General features: G+C 58.7%; 18 protein-coding genes and 1 tRNA gene. 2 read left to right on the plus strand and 17 right to left on the minus strand.

The annotated features are described in order from the left end of the window. From PH552_RS33195 to rpsL, 4 genes are all read right to left on the minus strand, one after another. Window positions 1-296 (minus strand): GTP-binding protein (locus tag PH552_RS33195; protein ID WP_010023370.1); only part of this gene is annotated, 296 nt, incomplete at its 3' end. A gap of 66 nt (window positions 297-362) precedes the next feature. Then, window positions 363-2462, minus strand: coding sequence for an elongation factor G (gene fusA / locus PH552_RS33200; RefSeq protein ID WP_112341911.1), 2100 nt, complete (start codon window positions 2460-2462; stop codon window positions 363-365). 30 nt (window positions 2463-2492) lie between these two features. Further along, complete coding sequence (gene rpsG / locus PH552_RS33205; RefSeq protein WP_112341910.1) at window positions 2493-2963, minus strand: 30S ribosomal protein S7; 471 nt, start codon at window positions 2961-2963, stop codon at window positions 2493-2495. A gap of 79 nt (window positions 2964-3042) precedes the next feature. After that, window positions 3043-3414 (minus strand): 30S ribosomal protein S12, encoded by a 372-nt coding sequence (rpsL, locus tag PH552_RS33210; RefSeq protein WP_003507760.1) that lies wholly within the window; start codon window positions 3412-3414, stop codon window positions 3043-3045. A gap of 507 nt (window positions 3415-3921) precedes the next feature. On the opposite strand from rpsL, the gene PH552_RS33215 reads away from it, so the two are divergent. Beyond that, entirely contained in the window at window positions 3922-4215 is a 294-nt protein-coding gene (locus PH552_RS33215; RefSeq protein WP_047637046.1) for a hypothetical protein, read from the plus strand. A 114-nt stretch (window positions 4216-4329) separates the two neighbouring features. On the opposite strand, the gene rpoC is transcribed toward PH552_RS33215, so the two are convergent. The 12 genes from rpoC to PH552_RS33275 all read right to left on the minus strand — a co-directional run bounded on the left by rpoC (window position 4330) and on the right by PH552_RS33275 (window position 19778). Further along, window positions 4330-8538 (minus strand): DNA-directed RNA polymerase subunit beta', encoded by a 4209-nt coding sequence (rpoC, locus tag PH552_RS33220; protein WP_113251539.1) that lies wholly within the window; start codon window positions 8536-8538, stop codon window positions 4330-4332. A 173-nt stretch (window positions 8539-8711) separates the two neighbouring features. Continuing rightward, window positions 8712-12854: a DNA-directed RNA polymerase subunit beta gene (gene rpoB, locus PH552_RS33225; protein WP_113251538.1), complete on the minus strand. Its 4143-nt coding sequence runs from the start codon at window positions 12852-12854 to the stop codon at window positions 8712-8714. Between the two features lie 263 nt (window positions 12855-13117). After that, a complete protein-coding gene (gene rplL / locus PH552_RS33230) occupies window positions 13118-13501 on the minus strand; it encodes a 50S ribosomal protein L7/L12 (RefSeq protein WP_095434662.1) in 384 nt (127 codons plus the stop codon). A gap of 58 nt (window positions 13502-13559) precedes the next feature. Beyond that, window positions 13560-14078, minus strand: coding sequence for a 50S ribosomal protein L10 (rplJ, locus tag PH552_RS33235; RefSeq protein ID WP_106997618.1), 519 nt, complete (start codon window positions 14076-14078; stop codon window positions 13560-13562). Window positions 14079-14409: 331 nt separating this feature from the next. After that, complete coding sequence (gene rplA, locus PH552_RS33240) at window positions 14410-15108, minus strand: 50S ribosomal protein L1 (protein WP_112341907.1); 699 nt, start codon at window positions 15106-15108, stop codon at window positions 14410-14412. Between the two features lie 4 nt (window positions 15109-15112). Next, the gene (gene rplK, locus PH552_RS33245) at window positions 15113-15544 is read right to left on the minus strand and encodes a 50S ribosomal protein L11 (RefSeq protein ID WP_069614842.1); all 432 of its coding nucleotides are present in this window, start codon (window positions 15542-15544) and stop codon (window positions 15113-15115) included. 214 nt (window positions 15545-15758) lie between these two features. Further along, complete coding sequence (gene nusG, locus PH552_RS33250; RefSeq protein ID WP_004123460.1) at window positions 15759-16289, minus strand: transcription termination/antitermination protein NusG; 531 nt, start codon at window positions 16287-16289, stop codon at window positions 15759-15761. 18 nt (window positions 16290-16307) lie between these two features. After that, window positions 16308-16508 (minus strand): preprotein translocase subunit SecE, encoded by a 201-nt coding sequence (secE, locus tag PH552_RS33255; RefSeq protein WP_112341906.1) that lies wholly within the window; start codon window positions 16506-16508, stop codon window positions 16308-16310. A gap of 196 nt (window positions 16509-16704) precedes the next feature. Continuing rightward, window positions 16705-16780, minus strand: a tRNA-Trp gene (locus tag PH552_RS33260). Window positions 16781-16993: 213 nt separating this feature from the next. Continuing rightward, entirely contained in the window at window positions 16994-17869 is an 876-nt protein-coding gene (locus tag PH552_RS33265) for a 3-deoxy-manno-octulosonate cytidylyltransferase (RefSeq protein WP_183764954.1), read from the minus strand. A gap of 5 nt (window positions 17870-17874) precedes the next feature. Further along, on the minus strand, window positions 17875-18561 hold the full coding sequence (locus tag PH552_RS33270; protein ID WP_113251537.1) for a glycosyltransferase family protein: 687 nt from the start codon (window positions 18559-18561) through the stop codon (window positions 17875-17877). Window positions 18562-18884: 323 nt separating this feature from the next. Further along, window positions 18885-19778: an NAD-dependent epimerase/dehydratase family protein gene (locus tag PH552_RS33275; RefSeq protein ID WP_113251536.1), complete on the minus strand. Its 894-nt coding sequence runs from the start codon at window positions 19776-19778 to the stop codon at window positions 18885-18887. A 154-nt stretch (window positions 19779-19932) separates the two neighbouring features. Here PH552_RS33275 and PH552_RS33280 point away from each other — a divergent pair, with 154 nt between their 5' ends. After that, a complete protein-coding gene (locus PH552_RS33280) occupies window positions 19933-20463 on the plus strand; it encodes a GrpB family protein (RefSeq protein WP_113251535.1) in 531 nt (176 codons plus the stop codon). Between the two features lie 166 nt (window positions 20464-20629). Here PH552_RS33280 and PH552_RS33285 read toward each other — a convergent pair. Next, on the minus strand, window positions 20630-20926 hold a 297-nt coding region (locus PH552_RS33285), incomplete at its 5' end, for an EF-Tu C-terminal domain-related protein (protein ID WP_483315521.1).

The raw sequence follows: 20926 nt of genomic DNA on the forward strand, positions 1-20926 counted from the left end.
AGGATCGCGCCGTCCATCTGGGCGGCACCGGTGATCATGTTCTTGACGTAGTCGGCGTGGCCGGGGCAGTCGACGTGCGCATAGTGGCGGTTCGGCGTCTCGTATTCAACGTGAGCCGTCGAGATCGTGATGCCACGAGCCTTCTCTTCCGGAGCAGCGTCGATTTGGTCATACGCCTTGAACTCGCCGAAGTACTTCGTGATCGCTGCCGTCAACGACGTCTTGCCGTGGTCAACGTGACCGATCGTCCCGATGTTAACGTGCGGCTTATTGCGCTCAAACTTACTCTTTGCCATTTTCGGCTCTCCGTTTTCCTGTCCCCTGGGGGATCAATTCTTGTTATCGGTCAATTGGTATTCCGGTCACTTCTGACCGGAATACTTTGCCTGGATTTCCTGTGCGACGTTCGACGGAACCGGCGCGTAATGATCGAAGGTCATCGTGTACTGAGCACGGCCCTGAGACATCGAGCGCAGGTTATCGACGTACTTGAACATGTTCGCCAGCGGGACATTCGCGCTGATGACGACGGCAATACCGCGGCTCTCCTGGCCCTGGATCTGGCCACGGCGAGAGTTCAGGTCACCGATAACGTCACCGACGTAGTCTTCCGGCGTTACGACTTCGACCTTCATCATCGGCTCGAGGAGCTGAGCGCCAGCTTCGCGAGCTGCTTCACGGAAGCAAGCGCGAGCGGCGATTTCGAAGGCGAGAACCGACGAGTCAACGTCGTGGAAGGCACCGTCGATGAGCGTCGCCTTGACGCCGAGCATCGGGAAGCCAGCCAGCGGACCGGAAGACAGAACGCTTTCGATACCCTTCTGAACGCCCGGGATGTATTCCTTCGGAACAGCACCGCCGACGATCTTGGATTCGAACTTGAAGTCTTCGCCGTCCGGGTTCGGCTCGAATACGAGCTTGACGCGTGCGAACTGACCGGTACCACCGGTCTGCTTCTTGTGCGTATAGTCCTTTTCCGTCAGGCGCGTGATGGTTTCGCGGTAGGCAACCTGCGGGGCGCCTACGTTTGCTTCAACCTTGAACTCACGACGCATGCGGTCGACGATGATGTCGAGGTGCAGTTCGCCCATGCCGGCGATGATGGTCTGGCCGGATTCCTGGTCCGTCTTGACGCGGAAGGACGGGTCTTCTGCAGCCAGGCGGTTGAGCGCGAGGCCCATCTTTTCCTGGTCGCCCTTGGACTTCGGCTCGATCGCGATCTGAATAACCGGCTCCGGGAACTCCATGCGCTCGAGGATAACCGGCTTCAGCGGGTCGCAAAGCGTGTCACCCGTGGTGGTTTCCTTGAGGCCGGCAAGAGCAACGATGTCGCCTGCATAGGCTTCTTCGATGTCTTCACGGGAGTTGGAGTGCATCTGCAGCATGCGGCCGACGCGCTCGCGCTTGTCCTTGACCGTGTTCATGACCGAAACGCCCTTCTCCAGCTTACCGGAGTAGATACGAGCGAAGGTGAGCGAACCGACGAACGGGTCGTTCATGATCTTGAACGCGAGCATCGAGAGCGGCTCGTTGTCGTCAGCGTGACGCTCGATTTCGGCTTCCGTCTTGGCATCGATGCCCTTGATTGCCGGAATGTCGAGCGGCGACGGCAGGTAGTCGACAACGGCGTCGAGCAGCGGCTGTACACCCTTGTTCTTGAAGGCGGTGCCGCAGAACATCGGATGGAACTTGACGTCGATCGTGCCGCGACGAACGAGTTCGCGGATCTTGTCGTTATCGGGCAGGTTGCCTTCGAGGTATGCTTCCATCGCGGCTTCGTCGATCTCGACAACGGTCTCGATCAGCTTTTCGCGATATTCTTCAGCCTTGGCCTTCAGGTCTTCCGGGATTTCGACGACGTCCCACTGAGCACCGAGCGACTCGTCGCGCCATACGAGAGCGTTCATTTCGACCAGGTCGATAACGCCCTTGAAGTCGCTTTCAGCACCGATCGGCAGCTGCATGACAACTGCGGTCGCGCCGAGACGGGTCTTGATCATCTCGACCGAGCGGTAGAAGTCAGCGCCGGTCTTGTCCATCTTGTTACAGAAGATCATGCGCGGAACATGATACTTCTCAGCCTGACGCCAGACGGTTTCCGTCTGCGGCTCGACACCTGCGTTGGCGTCGAGAAGCGCGATGGCGCCGTCGAGAACGCGCAACGAACGCTCGACTTCGATGGTGAAGTCGACGTGGCCGGGGGTGTCGATGATGTTGAAGCGGCGGGTCTTGCCGTCACGGCCCTTCCAGAAGGTCGTGGTCGCAGCAGAGGTGATCGTGATGCCACGCTCCTGCTCCTGCTCCATCCAGTCCATCGTGGCAGCGCCATCATGAACTTCGCCGATCTTGTGCGACTTACCGGTGTAGTAAAGAATACGCTCGGTGGTCGTGGTCTTGCCGGCGTCGATATGCGCCATGATACCGAAATTACGGTAGTCTTCGATTTTATATGCGCGAGCCATTGTGGACTGCCTTTCCGAAACCGTTCGGGATTACCAGCGATAATGCGAGAACGCACGGTTGGCATCAGCCATCTTGTGCGTGTCTTCGCGCTTCTTGACGGCAGCGCCGCGGTTGTTGGAGGCATCGAGAAGTTCGCCACTGAGACGATCGATCATCGTCGTCTCGTTACGCTTGCGAGCAGCAGCGATCAGCCAGCGAATGGCCAGAGCCTGGCGGCGCTCCGGACGAACATCGACCGGAACCTGGTACGTAGCACCACCAACGCGGCGCGAGCGGACTTCAACGTGCGGAGCGATGTTATCCAAAGCCTGATGGAACACGCCGAGCGGCTCCTGCTTTGCCTTGCCCTGCACGGCGTCGAATGCGCCATATACGATGTTTTCAGCTACGGACTTCTTGCCGTCGAGCATGATGGCATTCATGAACTTCGTAACAACCAGATCGCCGAACTTCGGGTCCGGGTTGATCTCGCGCTTTTCTGCTCTGTGACGTCTGGACATGTACTTCTCGTCTCTCAACTGTTAGCGGCGCTATACCACGCGGAGAACCTCGCGCAGCGCCGGATGATCCAAATCCGAATTACTTCGGACGCTTTGCGCCGTACTTCGAACGGCGCTGCTTGCGGTTCTTGACACCCTGGGTATCGAGAACGCCGCGGATGATGTGGTAGCGAACACCCGGAAGGTCCTTGACGCGGCCGCCACGGATCATGACGACAGAGTGTTCCTGAAGGTTGTGACCTTCACCGGGGATGTAACCAATGACTTCGAAGCCGTTGGTCAGGCGGATCTTTGCGACCTTACGCAGAGCCGAGTTCGGCTTCTTCGGCGTCGTGGTGTAGACGCGGGTGCAAACGCCGCGCTTCTGCGGGTTCTCCTGGAGAGCGGGAACCTTATTACGCTTTACCTGCGCCTGGCGAGGCTTGCGGATCAGCTGGTTTACGGTAGGCATTCAACCATCCCTTGTAAATCTATCTCGACACCCTTACGGGCATGACTTTCGCCGTCACCGGCAACGACACACGATCGTCTCAATGCGCAAAACGTGGCCCGATCCGCTTTCGCAGATGGACCACAGAAAAGCAGAGGACGCCGTCAAGGCGTCTTGCGTGCAGCATTCGTGTCTTCAACGTGCGTTTAGAACCTTGTTTGAGGTGAACTCCAGGGCGCGTCGCCCCAGACAGCCATGCCTCACATGGGTTCCGATGGCGGCGGTACTACTGGTTTCCCGCCGGTTCGTCAAGGCCGGTTAAGAAATTATCTTTGTCATACAGCCCGAAAAGGCCGGGCAAACCAGCCATTTGACGCGTTTGATACGGAAATGCCGTCCCCTCGGCAAGATGGACTTTGGTATTTCATCAAAATCCCTATAAGGAATCAGAGCAGGACATTCCCATCCGCCAGACCCGGCTGCCTGAGAGAATCGCCGGGTCGATTCGACACTCCCGAAGGAAGACCCATGATTACTGCGCCAGACAACGACAACAATTCCGACGGCCCCATGGTCTTCATCATCATCGGCAAGGGATATGAGTCCGATGGCGGCGAAGGCATCGACCTGCATGTCATGCTGAAAGCGCCTGACGATGATACCGCCGTGCGCGAGGCGTTGAACGCCCTGGCCGAAGAGGGCTTCATCGAAGCCGACCTCGATCAGATCGGGCTGCTGACGGATATTCCGGACGAAGAGCCGCATGCCTCCGCCTACCAAGGCGCGCTCGAAGGCGAAGTCGCGATCATCCGATTCCGCTGATCGGACGACGGTCTGAGGAAGGTGACGCCCCCTCACCTCATCGATTTCATTATGCGCAAAGAGAAACCGCCCGGATCGCTCCGGGCGGTTTTGATTTTTCCGATCCCGTTCCGCTTAGTCGGCCGGGCTGTTCTCGCTTGCGAGATCCTGCAGCATCGGCGTTGCGACGCCAGCGCCCGTACCCTTGCGACGTTCCTCGAGGATGAGCTCGTCGCGGGCAGTGGCGATACGGCGGATCTGCGTCATGGTACCGCCGGTACCGGCCGGGATGAGGCGGCCGACGATGACGTTTTCCTTCAGACCCTGCAGACCGTCGGTCTTGCCGGCGATTGCAGCTTCGGTCAGCACCTTCGTCGTTTCCTGGAAGGATGCGGCCGAGATGAAGGACGGCGTCTGCAGCGATGCCTTGGTGATACCGAGCAGAACCGGATCGCCATAAGCGGGCTTCTTGCCTTCTTCGATCAGACGGTCGTTGGCGTCTTCCAGTTCGATACGGTCGACGTTGTCGCCGACGATGTACTGGCTGTCGCCTGCATCGGTGATCTCCACCTTCTGCAGCATCTGACGGACAATCACTTCGATGTGCTTGTCGTTGATGACAACGCCCTGCAAGCGGTAGACTTCCTGGATTTCGTTGACCAGGTAGGAAGCCAGAGCTTCCACGCCCTTGATCGCCAGAATGTCGTGCGGAGCCGGGTTACCGTCGAGGATGTAATCACCCTTTTCGATATAGTCGCCTTCCTGAAGGTGGAAGGGCTTGCCCTTCGGGATCAGGTATTCGACCGGCTCGACACCGTCTTCCGCCGGCTCGATGATGACGCGACGCTTGTTCTTGTAGTCGCGGCCGAGGCGGATCGTACCATCGATCTCTGCGATGATAGCATGGTCCTTCGGACGACGAGCTTCGAACAGTTCGGCAACGCGCGGCAGACCACCGGTGATGTCCTTGGTCTTGGCGCTTTCCAGCGGCGAACGGGCGAGAACGTCACCCTGCGACACCTTCTGACCCGGTTCGACCGACAGGATCGCGTCGACCGAGAGCAGGAAGCGGGCTTCACCACCGCGCGACAGCTTGGCGACATTGCCGCTGGCGTCCTTGATGACGATCGCCGGCTTCAGATCGGAGCCGCGCGGCGTCGAGCGCCAGTCGATAACCTGACGCTTGGTGATGCCGGTGGACTCGTCCGTCGCTTCGAGGACCGAGAGACCGTCGACCACATCTTCGAAGTGAACCGTACCGGCCACTTCCGTCATCATCGGACGGGTATAGGGGTCCCACTCTGCCAGACGCTGACCGCGCTTCACCTTGTCGCCGTCGTCGACATACAGCTTCGAGCCGTAAGCGACGCGCTGCGAGGAGCGTTCGACACCGCGTTCGTCCAGGATCTGGACCGTCATGTTGCGGCCCATGGCAACCAGGTTGCCGTCGGAGTTGCGCAGCATGTTGCGGTTCTTGATCTGAACCGTGCCCTCGTAGGAGGCTTCCAGGAACGACTGGTCGACCACGGTCGCCGTGCCGCCCAGGTGGAAGGTACGCATGGTCAGCTGGGTGCCCGGCTCACCGATCGACTGTGCGGCGATGACGCCGACAGCTTCACCAATGTTGACAGGCGTACCGCGAGCAAGGTCACGGCCGTAGCAGACCGAGCAGACGCCTGTCTGGATTTCGCAGGTCAGTGCCGAACGGATGCGGATCGACTGGATACCAGCCTTCTCGATCTCGATGACATCGGGCTCGAGGATCATCTTGCCGGCATCGACGATGCGCTCACCCGTGACCGGATGATCGATGTCGTCCAGGGCCGTACGGCCGAGGATGCGGGCGCCGAGCGAGGCGACGACCTGACCGGCATCGACGATGGCGGTCATGGTGAGGCCGTTCTCCGTGCCGCAATCGACATGCGTGACGATGCAATCCTGCGCGACGTCGACGAGACGGCGGGTCAGGTAACCAGAGTTCGCGGTCTTCAAGGCGGTGTCGGCCAGACCCTTACGGGCACCGTGGGTCGAGTTGAAGTACTCGTTAACGGTCAGGCCTTCCTTGAAGTTCGAGATGATCGGCGTCTCGATGATTTCGCCCGACGGCTTGGCCATGAGGCCGCGCATGCCGCCCAGCTGGCGCATCTGGTTCGGCGAACCACGAGCACCCGAGTGGCTCATCATATAGATCGAGTTCATCGGCTTCTGGCGACCGGTCTTTTCGTCGAATTCGACGGCCTTAATGCGGGCCATCATTTCTTCGGCGACCTTTTCCGTGGCCTTGCCCCAGGCGTCGACGACCTTGTTGTACTTCTCGCCCTGGGTGATCAGGCCGTCATTGTACTGCTGCTCGTATTCCTTCACGAGCGCTTCGGTATCGCCGACGATCTTAACCTTGGTATCCGGGATAACCATGTCGTCCTTGCCGAACGAAATGCCGGCGCGGCAGGCATGGGAGAAGCCAAGCTGCATGATACGGTCGCAGAAAATGACCGTGTCCTTCTGGCCGCAATGACGGTAGACCGTGTCGATCATCTTGGAGATGTTCTTCTTGGTCATTTCCTGGTTGCAGATGTCGAAGGTCACCTTGCCGTGCTTCGGCAGCAGTTCGCCGATCAGCAGGCGGCCAGGCGTCGTCTCGTAGATCTTCGAATAGGGCTTGCCTTCTTCGTCGACCGACTTGAAGCGGCCGCGGATCTTCGAGTGCAGCGTCACGACCTTGTTTTCGAGGGCGTGATGCAGCTCGCCGAGGTCGGAGAAGGCCATGCCTTCGCCCGGCTCGTTCTGGTTCAGGATCGACAGATAGTACAGGCCGAGAACCATGTCCTGCGAGGGAACGATGATCGGCGCGCCGTTTGCCGGATGCAGGATGTTGTTGGTCGACATCATCAGCACGCGGGCTTCAAGCTGGGCTTCCAGCGAGAGCGGCACGTGAACAGCCATCTGGTCGCCGTCGAAGTCGGCGTTGAAGGCCGTGCAGACGAGCGGGTGCAGCTGGATAGCCTTGCCTTCGACCAGCGTGGGTTCGAAGGCCTGGATGCCCAGGCGGTGCAGCGTCGGTGCGCGGTTCAGGAGAACCGGATGCTCGCGGATGACCTCGTCGAGGATATCCCAGACTTCCGGCTTTTCCTTTTCGACCAGCTTCTTGGCCTGCTTGACGGTCGAGGAATAACCCTTCGCGTCGAGGCGGGCATAGATGAACGGCTTGAACAGCTCGAGCGCCATTTTCTTCGGCAGGCCGCACTGATGCAGCTTGAGCTCCGGACCGGTCACGATGACCGAACGGCCGGAATAGTCGACGCGCTTGCCGAGCAGGTTCTGACGGAAGCGGCCCTGCTTGCCCTTGAGCATGTCGGACAGCGACTTCAGCGGACGCTTGTTGGCGCCGGTGATGACGCGGCCACGGCGGCCGTTGTCGAACAGCGCATCGACAGATTCCTGCAGCATGCGCTTTTCGTTGCGGATGATGATGCCCGGAGCGCGCAGTTCGATGAGGCGCTTCAGACGATTGTTACGGTTGATGACGCGGCGGTACAGATCGTTCAGATCCGAGGTCGCGAAGCGGCCGCCATCGAGCGGAACCAGCGGACGCAGGTCCGGCGGGATGACCGGGACGACCTTCATGATCATCCATTCCGGACGGTTGCCCGACTCCATGAAGTTCTCGACGATCTTCAGGCGCTTCATCAGCTTCTTCTGCTTGAGATCCGACGTGGTGTCGGCAAGCTCGGAGCGCAGGTCGCCGGCGATCTTTTCGAGGTTCATGCTGGCCAGCATCTCGTAGATCGCTTCAGCGCCGATCATGGCGGTGAACTGGTCTTCGCCATATTCGTCGACGGCGAGCATGTACTCTTCTTCCGAGAGAAGCTGATGCTCCTTGAGGGCGGTCAGGCCCGGCTCGGTGACGATGTAGTTTTCGAAGTAGAGAACGCGCTCGACATCCTTCAGCGTCATGTCGAGCAGCGTCGAAATGCGCGAAGGCAGCGACTTCAGGAACCAGATATGGGCAACGGGAGCGGCAAGCTCGATATGGCCCATGCGCTCACGGCGAACGCGCGACAGCGTAACTTCGACGCCGCACTTTTCGCAGATGATGCCCTTGTACTTCATGCGCTTGTACTTGCCGCACAGGCACTCGTAGTCCTTGATCGGCCCGAAAATACGCGCGCAGAAGAGACCATCGCGTTCCGGCTTGAACGTGCGATAGTTGATCGTCTCCGGCTTCTTGATCTCGCCATAAGACCAGGAAAGAATCTTCTCCGGCGACGCAATCGAAATCCGGATGGAATCGAAATTCTGCGCAGGCATCTGCGGATTGAAAAGATTCATGACCTCTTGGTTCATGCCTATCTCCTTTAGGGGCGAAACGCCCTCGAATTGCGAACAGGGCCGGCAAATCCCGGGAACCGGCCTGACGCTTTAAAACCGCCTTGCGGCGCCATGCATCCCAAGGACGTCGACGGCGCTGCAATATTCCAACGGTGCGCGCTGATGCAGCGCGCACCCGACAGAGGCTCTTACTCGGCTGCGTCCGGAAGCTGGCTTGCCGTCTGCAGATCGTCGACCTTGGAGTTTTCCAGCTCGACGCTGAGACCTAGCGAGCGCATTTCCTTGACGAGAACGTTGAAGCTTTCCGGAATGCCCGCTTCGAAGGTGTCGTCGCCACGAACGATGGCTTCGTAGACCTTCGTACGGCCGGCCACGTCGTCCGACTTGACCGTGAGCATTTCCTGCAGCGTGTAGGCTGCGCCATAAGCTTCAAGCGCCCAGACTTCCATTTCGCCGAAGCGCTGACCGCCGAACTGTGCCTTACCGCCCAACGGCTGCTGGGTGACGAGCGAGTACGGACCGATCGAACGGGCGTGGATCTTGTCGTCGACAAGGTGGTTCAGCTTCAGCATGTAGATGTAGCCAACCGTAACCTGACGGTCGAACTGCTCGCCGGTACGACCGTCGTACAGCGTCGACTGGCCGGTCTGCTTGAGACCTGCCATTTCCAGCATCTCGTTGACATCTACTTCGCCGGCGCCATCGAAGACCGGGGTCGCGATGGACACGCCACGCTTCCACTGATCTGCCAGACGCAGAACTGACGCATCGTCATACTCGTGCACGTCGTCGCTCTTCGGACCGTCGCCGACGACCATGTCGATCGTCTTGCGCAGAGGCTCGATGTTGCCGCTCGCCTTGTAGGCTTCGATCAGTTCGCCGATCTGGCGACCCATGCCGGCACAAGCCCAGCCGAGGTGCGTTTCGAGAATCTGACCGACGTTCATGCGCGAGGGCACGCCCAGCGGGTTCAGCACGATATCGACATGCGTACCGTCTTCCAGGAACGGCATGTCCTCGACCGGAACAATGCGCGAGACCACGCCCTTGTTCCCGTGACGGCCGGCCATCTTGTCGCCCGGCTGGATCTTGCGCTTCACAGCGACGAAGACCTTGACCATCTTCATGACGCCCGGAGGCATTTCGTCGCCGCGCTGGACCTTCTCGACCTTGTCCATGAAGCGCTGTTCGAGGCGCGACTTGGATTCGTCATACTGGCCACGCAGGGCTTCCAGCTCGCTCTGGACCTTTTCGTCCTCGACGGCGAACATCCACCACTGCGAACGCGGATATTCCGAAACGACGGCGTTCGACAGTTCCGTGCCCTTCTTGAAGCCCTTCGGACCAGCAAGAGCAACCTGACCACGCAGCATCTCGACCAGACGGCCGTAGACGTTGCGGTCGAGGATCGCCTGCTCGTCGTCGCGGTCCTTGGCAAGGCGTTCGATCTCTTCGCGCTCGATCGCCATGGCACGTTCGTCCTTTTCGACGCCGTGACGGTTGAAGACGCGAACTTCGACGACCGTGCCGTAGGTGCCGGGCGGCATGCGCATGGAGGTATCGCGAACGTCGGAGGCCTTTTCACCGAAGATGGCGCGCAGGAGCTTTTCTTCCGGCGTCATCGGGCTTTCGCCCTTCGGCGTGATCTTGCCGACAAGGATATCGCCCGGCTGAACTTCGGCGCCGATGTAAACGATGCCGGCTTCGTCCAGGTTCTTCAGCGCTTCTTCCGAAACGTTCGGAATATCGCGGGTGATTTCTTCCGGACCGAGCTTGGTGTCACGTGCCATCACTTCGAATTCTTCAATGTGGATGGAGGTGAACACGTCGTCGGCAACGATACGCTCGGAGAGCAGGATCGAGTCTTCGTAGTTGTAACCGTTCCACGGCATGAACGCGACGAGCACGTTACGGCCGAGAGCCAGATCACCGAGGTCGGTCGACGGACCGTCTGCCAGGATGTCACCCTTGTTGACCACGTCACCGACGGTCACCAGCGGACGCTGGTTGACGCAGGTGTTCTGGTTCGAACGCTGGAACTTCATCAGGCGGTAAATATCGACGCCGGACTTCGACGGATCGAGGTCTTCGGTGGCGCGAATAACGATACGCGTTGCGTCGACCTGGTCGACCACGCCGCCGCGGCGGGCGCCGATGGCAGCACCGGAGTCACGTGCGACGACCGGCTCCATGCCGGTGCCGACGAACGGGGCTTCGGCACGCAGAAGCGGCACGGCCTGACGCTGCATGTTCGAGCCCATGAGAGCGCGGTTGGCGTCGTCGTTTTCCAGGAACGGGATCAGAGCGGCAGCGACCGAAACCAGCTGCTTCGGCGAGACGTCCATCAGGTTGATGTTGTCGCGCGGAGCGAGCATGACTTCGCCGGCGTGACGGCAGACGACGAATTCCTCGATGAAGGAGCCGTCGGCGTCGAGCTCGGCGTTGGCCTGAGCAACGTAGTACTTCGCCTCTTCCATGGCGGAGAGGTAGAGCACGTCGTTGGTCACCTTACCGTCGATGATGCGGCGATAAGGGCTTTCGATGAAGCCGTACTTGTTGACGCGGGCAAAGGTCGCCAGCGAGTTGATGAGGCCGATGTTCGGACCTTCCGGCGTTTCGATCGGGCAAATACGACCGTAGTGCGTCGGATGAACGTCGCGGACTTCGAAGCCCGCGCGCTCGCGGGTCAGACCACCCGGGCCAAGAGCCGAAAGACGGCGCTTGTGAGTGATTTCCGAAAGCGGGTTCACCTGGTCCATGAACTGCGACAGCTGCGAGGAGCCGAAGAATTCGCGGACGGCAGCGGCGGCCGGCTTTGCGTTGATCAGGTCCTGCGGCATGACGGTGTCGATTTCGATCGAGGACATGCGTTCCTTGATCGCACGTTCCATGCGCAGCAGACCCAGACGATACTGGTTTTCCATCAGCTCGCCGACCGAACGGACGCGGCGGTTGCCGAGGTTGTCGATGTCGTCGATCTCGCCCTTGCCGTCGCGCAGCTCGACGAGCATCTTGACCACGGCCAGGATGTCGTCCTTGCGCAGGATGCGGACGGTGTCTTCGACGTCGAGGTCGAGACGCATGTTCATCTTCACGCGGCCGACGGCGGAGAGATCGTAACGCTCCGCATCGAAGAACAGCGAGTTGAACATGGCTTCGGCCGATTCCATGGTCGGCGGCTCACCCGGACGCATGACGCGGTAGATGTCGAACAGAGCGTCCTGACGGTTCTCGTTCTTGTCGGCGGACAGCGTGTTGCGGATGTAGGCGCCGACATTGATGTGGTCGATGCCGAGAACCGGAATTTCGTCGAAACCGGCGTTGAGGATAACAGGCAGGGTCTTCTCGTCGATTTCATCGCCGGCTTCGAGATAGATCTCACCGGTCTGGAAGTTGACGATGTCTTCCGCCAGGAAGAGGCCGTAAAGCTCTTCGTCGGTTGCCTTCAGAGCCTTGAGGCCCTTTTCCTGCAGCTGACGCAGCAGGCGCGGCGTAAGCTTCTTGCCGCCTTCGACAACCACTTCGCCGGTATCGGCGTCGATCATGTCGGAAACGGTCTTGGCGCCCTTCAGCGTTTCCGCCTTGAAGGGAATGCGCCAGCCATCGCCGGAGCGCTGGTAGAGCGACTTCGTATAGAAGGTCGACAGGATCTCTTCGCCATCCATGCCAAGCGCCATCAGCAGCGACGTCACCGGAATCTTGCGGCGGCGGTCGATACGGGCATAGACGATGTCCTTGGCGTCGAATTCGATATCGAGCCAGGAGCCGCGATACGGGATGACACGAGCAGCAAAGAGCAGCTTGCCGGAGGAATGGCTCTTGCCCTTGTCGTGATCGAAGAAGACGCCCGGCGAACGGTGCATCTGGGATACGATCACGCGCTCGGTGCCGTTCACGATGAACGTACCGTTGTTCGTCATGAGCGGCATGTCGCCCATGTAGACGCTCTGTTCCTTGATGTCCTTGATGGACTTCGCGCCCGTATCCTCGTCGATATCGAACACGATCAGACGGAGGGTCACCTTCAGCGGCGCGGCGTAGGTCAAGTCGCGCTGGCGGCACTCATCGACGTCGAACTTCGGCGGTTCGAACTCATAGGAAACGAACTCCAGCATGGAAGCGCCGGAGAAATCGGTGATCGGGAAAACCGACTTGAAGACAGCCTGAAGACCTTCGTCCGGGCGGCCGCCCTTCGGTTCTTCGACCATGAGAAACTGATCGTAGGACGCCTTTTGAACCTCGATGAGGTTCGGCATCTCTGCGACTTCGGGAATCTTACCAAAAAACTTGCGTACGCGCCTGCGACCGTTGAACGAAAGGGTCTGAGCCATCGTCGCTCCTTTAAAATCCTGCACCCGGGCCTGCAACGGATGGGAATCGCTGGCCAGGCGACCCCATCAATCAATGAGTAGTTCAATCTCGTCTATCTAACCGAAAACCGCTCAGCCGGATTGCGTCGCGGTTCGGTTTGAGACCATCCTCTTGAAGAACCCATTACCCAAAAGCCGTTTTGCCCGCGGCTTTTGGGTAATTCGTTCAGAAAAACGGCAAATGGGAGGCAGCAAAAAGCCACCTCCCAAAAGCAGTTTCAAGCTTACTTGACGTCGACCTTTGCGCCGGCGTCTTCGAGCTTCTTCTTGATGTCAGCAGCTTCAGCCTTGGAAACGCCTTCCTTGACAGCCTTCGGAGCGGCTTCAACGAGGTCCTTGGCTTCCTTGAGGCCGAGGCCGGTGATGCCGCGGACTTCCTTGATGACGTTGATCTTGTTCGCGCCGGCATCAGCGAGGATGACGTCGAACTCGGTCTTTTCTTCTTCAGCAGCTGCAGCAGCGCCGCCAGCACCACCGGCAACGGCAGCAACAGCTACCGGAGCAGCGGCGGAAACGCCCCACTTTTCTTCGAGAAGCTTCGACAGTTCTGCGGCTTCGAGAACGGTCAGCGAGGAGAGGTCGTCTACGATCTTTGCGAGATCAGCCATTTTGATAGTTCCTTTTGTTCGGTTCGAACTGGTTGGTTATGAACAGCGAAAAACCGCCTTACGCGGCTTCGTCCTTCTTGGCGTAGGCCGAGAACACGCGAGCAAGCTGGCTTGCCGGCGCTGCAACAACACCTGCGATGCGGGTAGCCGGAGTCTGGATCATGCCCAGCAGCTTCGCGCGCAGCTCGTCCAGCGAAGGCAGGGTCGCAAGCGACTTGACACCTTCGGCGTTGAGCGTTGTTGTTCCCATGGCGCCGCCCAAAACAACGATCTTATCGTTGCTCTTGGCGAAATCCACGACGACCTTCGGAGCGGTTATCGGATCAGTGCTGTATGCGATCAGCGTCTGACCGGTGAAGAGATTGGAAATCCCTTCCGCATCCGTGCCCTGAAGAGCAATTTTGGCCAGGCGGTTCTTCGCGACTTTGACGGTGCCGCCAGCAGCGCGCATCTTGGAACGGAAATCGTTCATCTGAGCGACTGTAGCACCAGCATAGTGGGCCACGACAACCGAGCCCGAAGCCTTGAAGACTTCGTTCAGTTCCGTGACGAATTCGCGTTTTTCCGCTCTTTCCACTGCTTTTCTCCAGTTGACAGGACCGGGTTAACGGACCTGCCGGGTTGCCTTTTGCCTCCTGGGATCAATTCAGATCCCAAGCGACGCTTGAGGATCCTGTCCCCTCGCGCTCGAGCCATACGGCTCCAAGGCACAAGGCATCCAAGGCTCGAACCGAGTTCATCGAAGCGAAGCTTCTTCAAAATTCGGGTCTTACCCGTCTCATGCAGGCTTAAGTGATTAAGGGATAACCACCTGCAATCTCGGACAGGAATTCCGGATTTCTCCGGAAATCCCGGCCCCGAAGGGCCGGGAATTCTTAAAATACCAGGCTAATGCCCGGCAAAACCAATCAGGCGCTCGGCGCCGTGACGGACGACGGCTCGATCTTGACGCCCGGACCCATGGTCGAGGAGATCGCTACGCGCTTGACGTAGTTGCCCTTGGCGCCAGCCGGCTTTGCCTTGATGACGGCGTCCGCGAAAGCGCGGATGTTTTCTTCCAGAGCCTTGGCGTCGAAGGAAGCCTTGCCGATACCGGCATGGACGATACCAGCCTTCTCGACGCGGAACTCGACAGCGCCGCCCTTGGAAGCTTCAACAGCACCCTTAACGTCCATCGTGACGGTGCCGACCTTCGGGTTCGGCATCATGCCGCGCGGGCCGAGAACCTTACCGAGACGGCCGACGAGCGGCATCATGTCCGGGGTGGCGATGCAGCGATCGAAATCGATCTTGCCGCCCTGAACGATCTCAACCAGGTCTTCCGCACCAACAACGTCAGCGCCGGCAGCCTTGGCTTCGTCAGCCTTGGCGCCGCGAGCGAAGACGGCAACGCGAACCGTACGGCCGGTGCCGTTCGGCAGGTTGACGACGCCGCGAACCATCTGGTCGGCGTGACGCGGGTCAACGCCGAGGTTCATCGAGATTTCGACGGTTTCGTCGAACTTGGCGACGGCACGTTCCTTGACCATGTTGATGGCCAGATCCAGAGCATAGAGCTTGGTCGGATCAACGCCTTCACGAATCTTCTGAATACGCTTTGCTACCATGGTCTTAACCTACCACTTCCAGGCCCATGGCGCGGGCAGAGCCCTCGATCATGGCCATTGCGCCTTCGATATCGGCGGCGTTCAGATCCTTCATCTTGGCTTCGGCGATTGCCTTGACCTGAGCCTTGGTCAGAGTACCAGCCTTGGCACCCTTGCCCGGGGTCTTCGAGCCGGACTGGATCTTCGCTTCCTTCTTCAGGAAGTAGCTGACCGGCGGCTGCTTCATGACGAAGGTGAAGGACTTGTCCTGGTAGTAGGTGATGACGACCGGGATCGGCATACCCTTTTCCATTTCCTGCGTGGCGGCATTGAACGCCTTGCAGAATTCCATGATGTTAATGCCACGCTGACCAAGCGCAGGACCGATCGGCGGCGACGGATTCGCCGAGCCGGCCTTAACCTGCAGCTTGAGCTGGCCTGCAACTTTCTTAGCCATTTCTCTCTGCCTTTCTACTTGACCGGTTGCCCGGTCGACTGATGCCGGATCGCTCCGGCGGCTGCGGTTGCGTGGTGCGGATCGCCAGGCCCGGCTAAGACCCTACCCTTCCACGCGAATTGCGGCTTCGCCGCGAGATATAAGCAAGCGATTACTCATATCCAAACTCGAACGAAAGGCCGGCCGCCAGGCCAACCCTTCAAACCAAAGACAATCAGACCTTCTCGACCTGGCTGTATTCCAACTCGACCGGCGTAGCGCGGCCAAAAATCGATACTTCCACCTTCAGGCGCGAACGCTCTTCGTCCACATCCTGAACCGTGCCGTTGAACGATGCGAACGGACCATCGGAAACGCGGACCTGCTCGCCGATCTCGAAGGATACGGAAGCCTTCGGCCGCTCAACGCCTTCCTGGACCTGACCGAGAATGCGCTCGGCTTCATAATCCGGAATCGGAACGGGCTTATTGTCGGAGCCGAGGAAGCCGGTCACCTTCGGCGTATTCTTGATCAGGTGGTAGGCTTCATCCGTCAGGTTGGCGCGCACCAGCACGTAACCCGGGAAGAACTTGCGCTCGCTATCGACCTTGCGGCCACGGCGGACCTCAACGACCTTCTCGGTCGGCACAAGAATCTTCTCGAACAGATGCTCGAGACCCTTCTGCCTAGCCTTCTCCTCAATGGATTCAGCCACTTTCTTTTCAAAATTAGAATAAGCGTGGACGATGTACCAACGTGCCGCCATGTTCATCTCCACCCGATATCAATTGCCGGTATTCAGCACGTAGCCGAGAATCCAGCCAATGAGCTGGTCGGCAGCGAAGAAAAACAGCGAGGCGAAAACAACCATGACAAGCACCATCACCGTCGAGATCATCGTCTCGCGGCGTGAGGGCCAAGTAATTTTCGACGTCTCGGAGCGCACCTGCTGCAGAAACGCTAGTGGATTCGTTTTGGATGCCATTGACTGCCCACGCAATTACGGCGCGTAAAGCTGAACATATCAGCCCCACGCACCGCGTGTCTGTTGAACCCTACATAAACACCGATTCCCGATTTAACAAGAGGCAATACGGTGTTTTCTAAAATTTGCCGCCGGTTCGGCATAATCCTCAACTTGAGAAGCAGCGAAAACGACGCGCCAGTCAAATCAAGGAAAATGGCAGGGGCAGCAGGGCTCGAACCTACGACCTGCGGTTTTGGAGACCGCCGCTCTACCAACTGAGCTATACCCCTTCTTCCTTCGACTATTCGCCGCAAGCGGTGGACCGCTCGAGCAGTTCGAAGACATGGCGCTCCCTTTAAGGCGGGACGAAACGATTGGCAAGAGCGTTTTTTTCTTTTTCCCAATCGAACCCGCAACTTCGCATGGGACATGCTCGAGCGGACAGATCTGCCGAGCGGGCAGAGCCGCCGAGAATGCTGCGGAAAGGACGCCCCTCGCCCTCGTTACTCTCCGGAAGAGCCTTTCGGCTTACGCTTGAGAAACTTCGGCCTGAGCCGGCGCAGGAAATTATCGGTGGAGCGAATCACATTCGTCAGGGAGATCAGCTTGTCCACTTCGGCATCGGTATTGCCGAGCCGTTCCGACAGCACTTCCGCGGCAGCCAGCGAAATTTCGGCCGGCGGCAATTCGCTGAAGCGCTGCGCAAGCCGGATATAGGGATTTAGCGCCACCCCGCCATGGATGGTGATCTTCCCAAGCCGGGCAAACAGGCGCAGGAACGTCTGCTCGAAGTTCCAATCATGAACGGAGACCACCCTCCACTTCTGACTGCGCCTGGCCGAGAAGCCGGCAAGCACGATCGCGCCGGGCAGCTTCAGATCGCTGAGCCAGAGCGCGAGGGCAAAGCCGCTCGTCGGTGTCTTGCCTTCCGTATAAAAGTCGGAGCAGAAGCCGACCAGATCGAGATGCCCTGTCGGAGCGCCCTGAAAATCCGCTGCCGGATTGAGCTTCTCTTCCGGACCGAGCCGGATATTCATGATGCCGAGGAAATATTCCCTTGGAAAGAATTTCACGACCTCGCCCACCTCGCCACGATAGACGATGTTTGCTCCGCGCGGCTGGCCGCGCGAGATCAGCAGCGAATGCCTATGAAACGGGCGGTCTAGGACCTTGTAGACCTTGTTGAAGAAGACGAAGAGCGCAGTCTCCGGAAACTGCGCCTGCAGGCCCGCAATATCGACCGCATCGCTATTGGCGACCAGAACGATATGGGAAAACCCTGCCAATATTGTCCGCCACTCGTCGGCACTGTTCAAGCCGGCCGCGGAACCCGCGGCCGGTATGCCGACATCAATATTTCCGGTCGTCTTATGATCCAAATCGCTCACTTCTGCTGGACGTGCAGCATGCGGTCGCGCATGGCGAACCATTCTTCGGCGTAATCGTCATTGCGATACTCGTCGAAATACGGGCCGCCATCGGTGAAGTGCACGAGCTTCGCATCGTCGCGATAATCGTATTCGTTGACGAGATAGTTCCAGACGACCGGCACCTCGCCGATCTGATCGTCGTTCTCCAACCACTTGAACTGATGAAGCTGGAGACCGGTTGCCGTGTTGACGAAATCCTGCGTCAATGCCGTGCACTTGGCATTGTTGAACAGGATCATGCTCGACCAGTTCTTCTTCTCGTATTTGGTCTGCGTCTGGCCGAGGAACTTGGTTTCGATCTTCGGCTGGTAGTCGTGCTTGACGCACATGGCAGCATAACGATCGTCGCGCAGCGCCCAAAGCTCGGCGATGTCGGCGCGGGCGAGCATGTCGCAATCCATGAAGATGCTCCAGCCCTGGTAATCGCTGAGGTAGGGCACGAGGAAGCGCGAGAAGGAAAACTCGGTCGATTGCAGCGGATTGCGCTCACGCGTGAAGATGCCGTCGAGATTGTTGAGCACGATCGGCGAGAAGACCACCGGGATCGACGAGCGCTCGATGATGCTCTGGGTCAGGACGTGATAGGCCACGACCTCCTTGGAATCGAAACCGACAAAAATACGTGCAACGTTATCCTTCATGATACCTCCGAAACGGCTGCGCACCTACGGGTCAGCCGACAATTATCTTTCGTCGCGACGCAAATCGCGCTCTGCTCACCCTTGAAGCACATCGGCCGGAGGGTGGTTCGAAACAGGGGCACGGATATCCCGGCCACGCGCTGCAATCTCTAGGAGATGCTTCGCGAACGCAACCCTACTTAAATAAACGGCTGTATTTGTCGAGTGTTTGGGGAAGCATTTTTGGTTTTGTTGCGTAACAAATGGAGAGGCAGCACGGCAGCTGCCCCTTCCCCACCCGGCGCCGGAAGTGCGCTCGCCGGGAATGCTTTAAAAACAGCGTCCTAGACTTTCACGTATTTCCGCCAGTTGTGTTCTTCCCTGAAGCCCAGCACTTCGCGGATCTTGCGATTGGACAAGAGCCCCTCATATTCACCGATTTCGCGTGTGAAGGGCACATTCGGAAAATGCTTCGCGGCAAGTTCGCGCGATGGCGTATTGGCCGAAACCGTATCGTTGGCGGCGTTGAACACCTGGAAGCCGAGGCCGTCCTTTTCGATGCAGAGATGGACGATCTGGCCGAGGTCGCGAGCGTCGATATAGCTCCAGGCGATGCGCTTGCGTATTTCGCTGTTGGCGAAAAACTCGGGAAAACGCTCATATTCGTGGGGCTCGATGACGTTGCCGATGCGCAGCGCATAGACGTCGATGCCGAAACGCTCGGCGAAAGCCCGAGCCGTCTTCTCGTTTACGACCTTGGACAGACCGTAGGAATCCATCGGGTTGACATCATAGTCTTCCTCCAGCGGGAACTGGTGAAAATCGCGATGGCCTTCGGCAAAGCAGACGCCATAGGTCGTCTCGCTGGAAGCGACGATGATCTTCTTGATGCCAAGCTTCGCGGCCGCCTCGATGACATTGTAGGTGCTCATCGTGTTGATGCGGAAGGTCTCGTTGTCCGGTTTGATGAGAATGCGCGGGATGGCGGCGAAATGCACGACGGCGTCGAAAGGCTGGACACCCCTGCCTTGATCGAGATCGGGAAAATCGCGATGCATGGTCAGGACGTTATAGACTTGTCCCGCATCGGTGACATCGGCCTGCAGATTGGTGACGCCGGGGCTGGTCAGCGGCACGAGATCGACATTGTGGACCTCGTAGCCGGCGTTCACCAGCCACGGAACCGCGTGACGCCCTGCCTTGCCGCTGCCGCCCGTGAACAAAATACGTTTCTTCATGAAAATCTCCTCCTTGGAAAATCGAGCGATACATAGGCCCTTGCGCTCATTTCGCAAGACACGGCTTGGTGAGCGGAGGCTCTTCCGGCAAGATAATCTGATCGAGACGGCCATGCATCGGGAACGGCGGACATGATTAAAGGAGAAGGCACGGATGCGGGCAATCACGCTTGTGGAATATGATCCGCAATGGCCTCTTCTCTTCGAACAGAGATGCAAAGCAATCGGCCTGCTCCTTACCCGCCCCGCCGAATTCCATCACATCGGCAGCACCGCCGTCCCGGGACTATGTGCCAAACCCAAGCTCGATATTGACGCCGTCCTTTCTTCCAACGATGCGAGGCTCGACGCTACGCAACGCCTGAAGACACATGGATTTCGCTTCCATGGCGATCTGCACGATGGCGACCGATGGGTCTTTACCAGGGACGATATGCCCTATGGCACGCGGCTTTATCTTTGCCTGCCGGGAAATGCAGTACACCGAGACCGCCTCCTTTTCCGCGATTATCTGCGCGCACATCCCGAATTCGCAGGCGGCTACGCAATATTGAAGCGCCGACTGGCCGAAGAGGCTCATGGCGACTGGGATCATTATACCGGCGGAAAAAGCGATTTCGTTGCGGATATCGTATGCCGTGCGCGGGAAGAACTTACGCTAACAAGCCATATCACCACTCGGTGATGATGAGTTTGAGGCTACCGGAACACCCTGGCATTCGCTTGCGCGATCGCAGTCTTTTCCGAGCCCGAAGCACCTGTCGGAATGATCAGGCTCATGCAACATCTCCCAATGCGAAAAGGCCCCGCTGTTTCCAGCGGGGCCTTCTTATAAAGGGATAATCCGAAGATTACTCGACGATGGAGGCAACGATGCCTGCGCCGACGGTACGGCCGCCTTCGCGGATCGCGAAGCGGAGCTTTTCTTCCATCGCGATCGGAACGATCAGCTCGACGGCAACCGTGACGTTGTCGCCAGGCATAACCATTTCCGTGCCTTCCGGAAGCGTCACGATGCCGGTCACGTCAGTCGTACGGAAGTAGAACTGCGGACGGTAGTTCGTGAAGAACGGCGTATGACGGCCGCCTTCTTCCTTCGTCAGGATGTAGGCTTCTGCCATGAACTTCTTGTGCGGCTTGACGGAACC

The organism is Rhizobium aureum, assembly GCF_030182495.1.
Taxonomy (GTDB): Bacteria; Pseudomonadota; Alphaproteobacteria; order Rhizobiales; family Rhizobiaceae; genus Rhizobium; species Rhizobium tropici_C.

Coding starts and splice junctions, on each gene's coding strand:
- fusA (WP_112341911.1), bottom strand. CDS start 2,462: ATGGCTCGCGCATATAAAATCGAAGACTACCGTAATTTCGGTATCATG.
- rpsG (WP_112341910.1), bottom strand. CDS start 2,963: ATGTCCAGACGTCACAGAGCAGAAAAGCGCGAGATCAACCCGGACCCG.
- rpsL (WP_003507760.1), bottom strand. CDS start 3,414: ATGCCTACCGTAAACCAGCTGATCCGCAAGCCTCGCCAGGCGCAGGTA.
- PH552_RS33215 (WP_047637046.1), top strand. CDS start 3,922: ATGATTACTGCGCCAGACAACGACAACAATTCCGACGGCCCCATGGTC.
- rpoC (WP_113251539.1), bottom strand. CDS start 8,538: ATGAACCAAGAGGTCATGAATCTTTTCAATCCGCAGATGCCTGCGCAG.
- rpoB (WP_113251538.1), bottom strand. CDS start 12,854: ATGGCTCAGACCCTTTCGTTCAACGGTCGCAGGCGCGTACGCAAGTTT.
- rplL (WP_095434662.1), bottom strand. CDS start 13,501: ATGGCTGATCTCGCAAAGATCGTAGACGACCTCTCCTCGCTGACCGTT.
- rplA (WP_112341907.1), bottom strand. CDS start 15,108: ATGGTAGCAAAGCGTATTCAGAAGATTCGTGAAGGCGTTGATCCGACC.
- rplK (WP_069614842.1), bottom strand. CDS start 15,544: ATGGCTAAGAAAGTTGCAGGCCAGCTCAAGCTGCAGGTTAAGGCCGGC.
- nusG (WP_004123460.1), bottom strand. CDS start 16,289: ATGGCGGCACGTTGGTACATCGTCCACGCTTATTCTAATTTTGAAAAG.
- secE (WP_112341906.1), bottom strand. CDS start 16,508: ATGGCATCCAAAACGAATCCACTAGCGTTTCTGCAGCAGGTGCGCTCC.
- PH552_RS33270 (WP_113251537.1), bottom strand. CDS start 18,561: ATGAAGGATAACGTTGCACGTATTTTTGTCGGTTTCGATTCCAAGGAG.
- PH552_RS33275 (WP_113251536.1), bottom strand. CDS start 19,778: ATGAAGAAACGTATTTTGTTCACGGGCGGCAGCGGCAAGGCAGGGCGT.
- PH552_RS33280 (WP_113251535.1), top strand. CDS start 19,933: ATGCGGGCAATCACGCTTGTGGAATATGATCCGCAATGGCCTCTTCTC.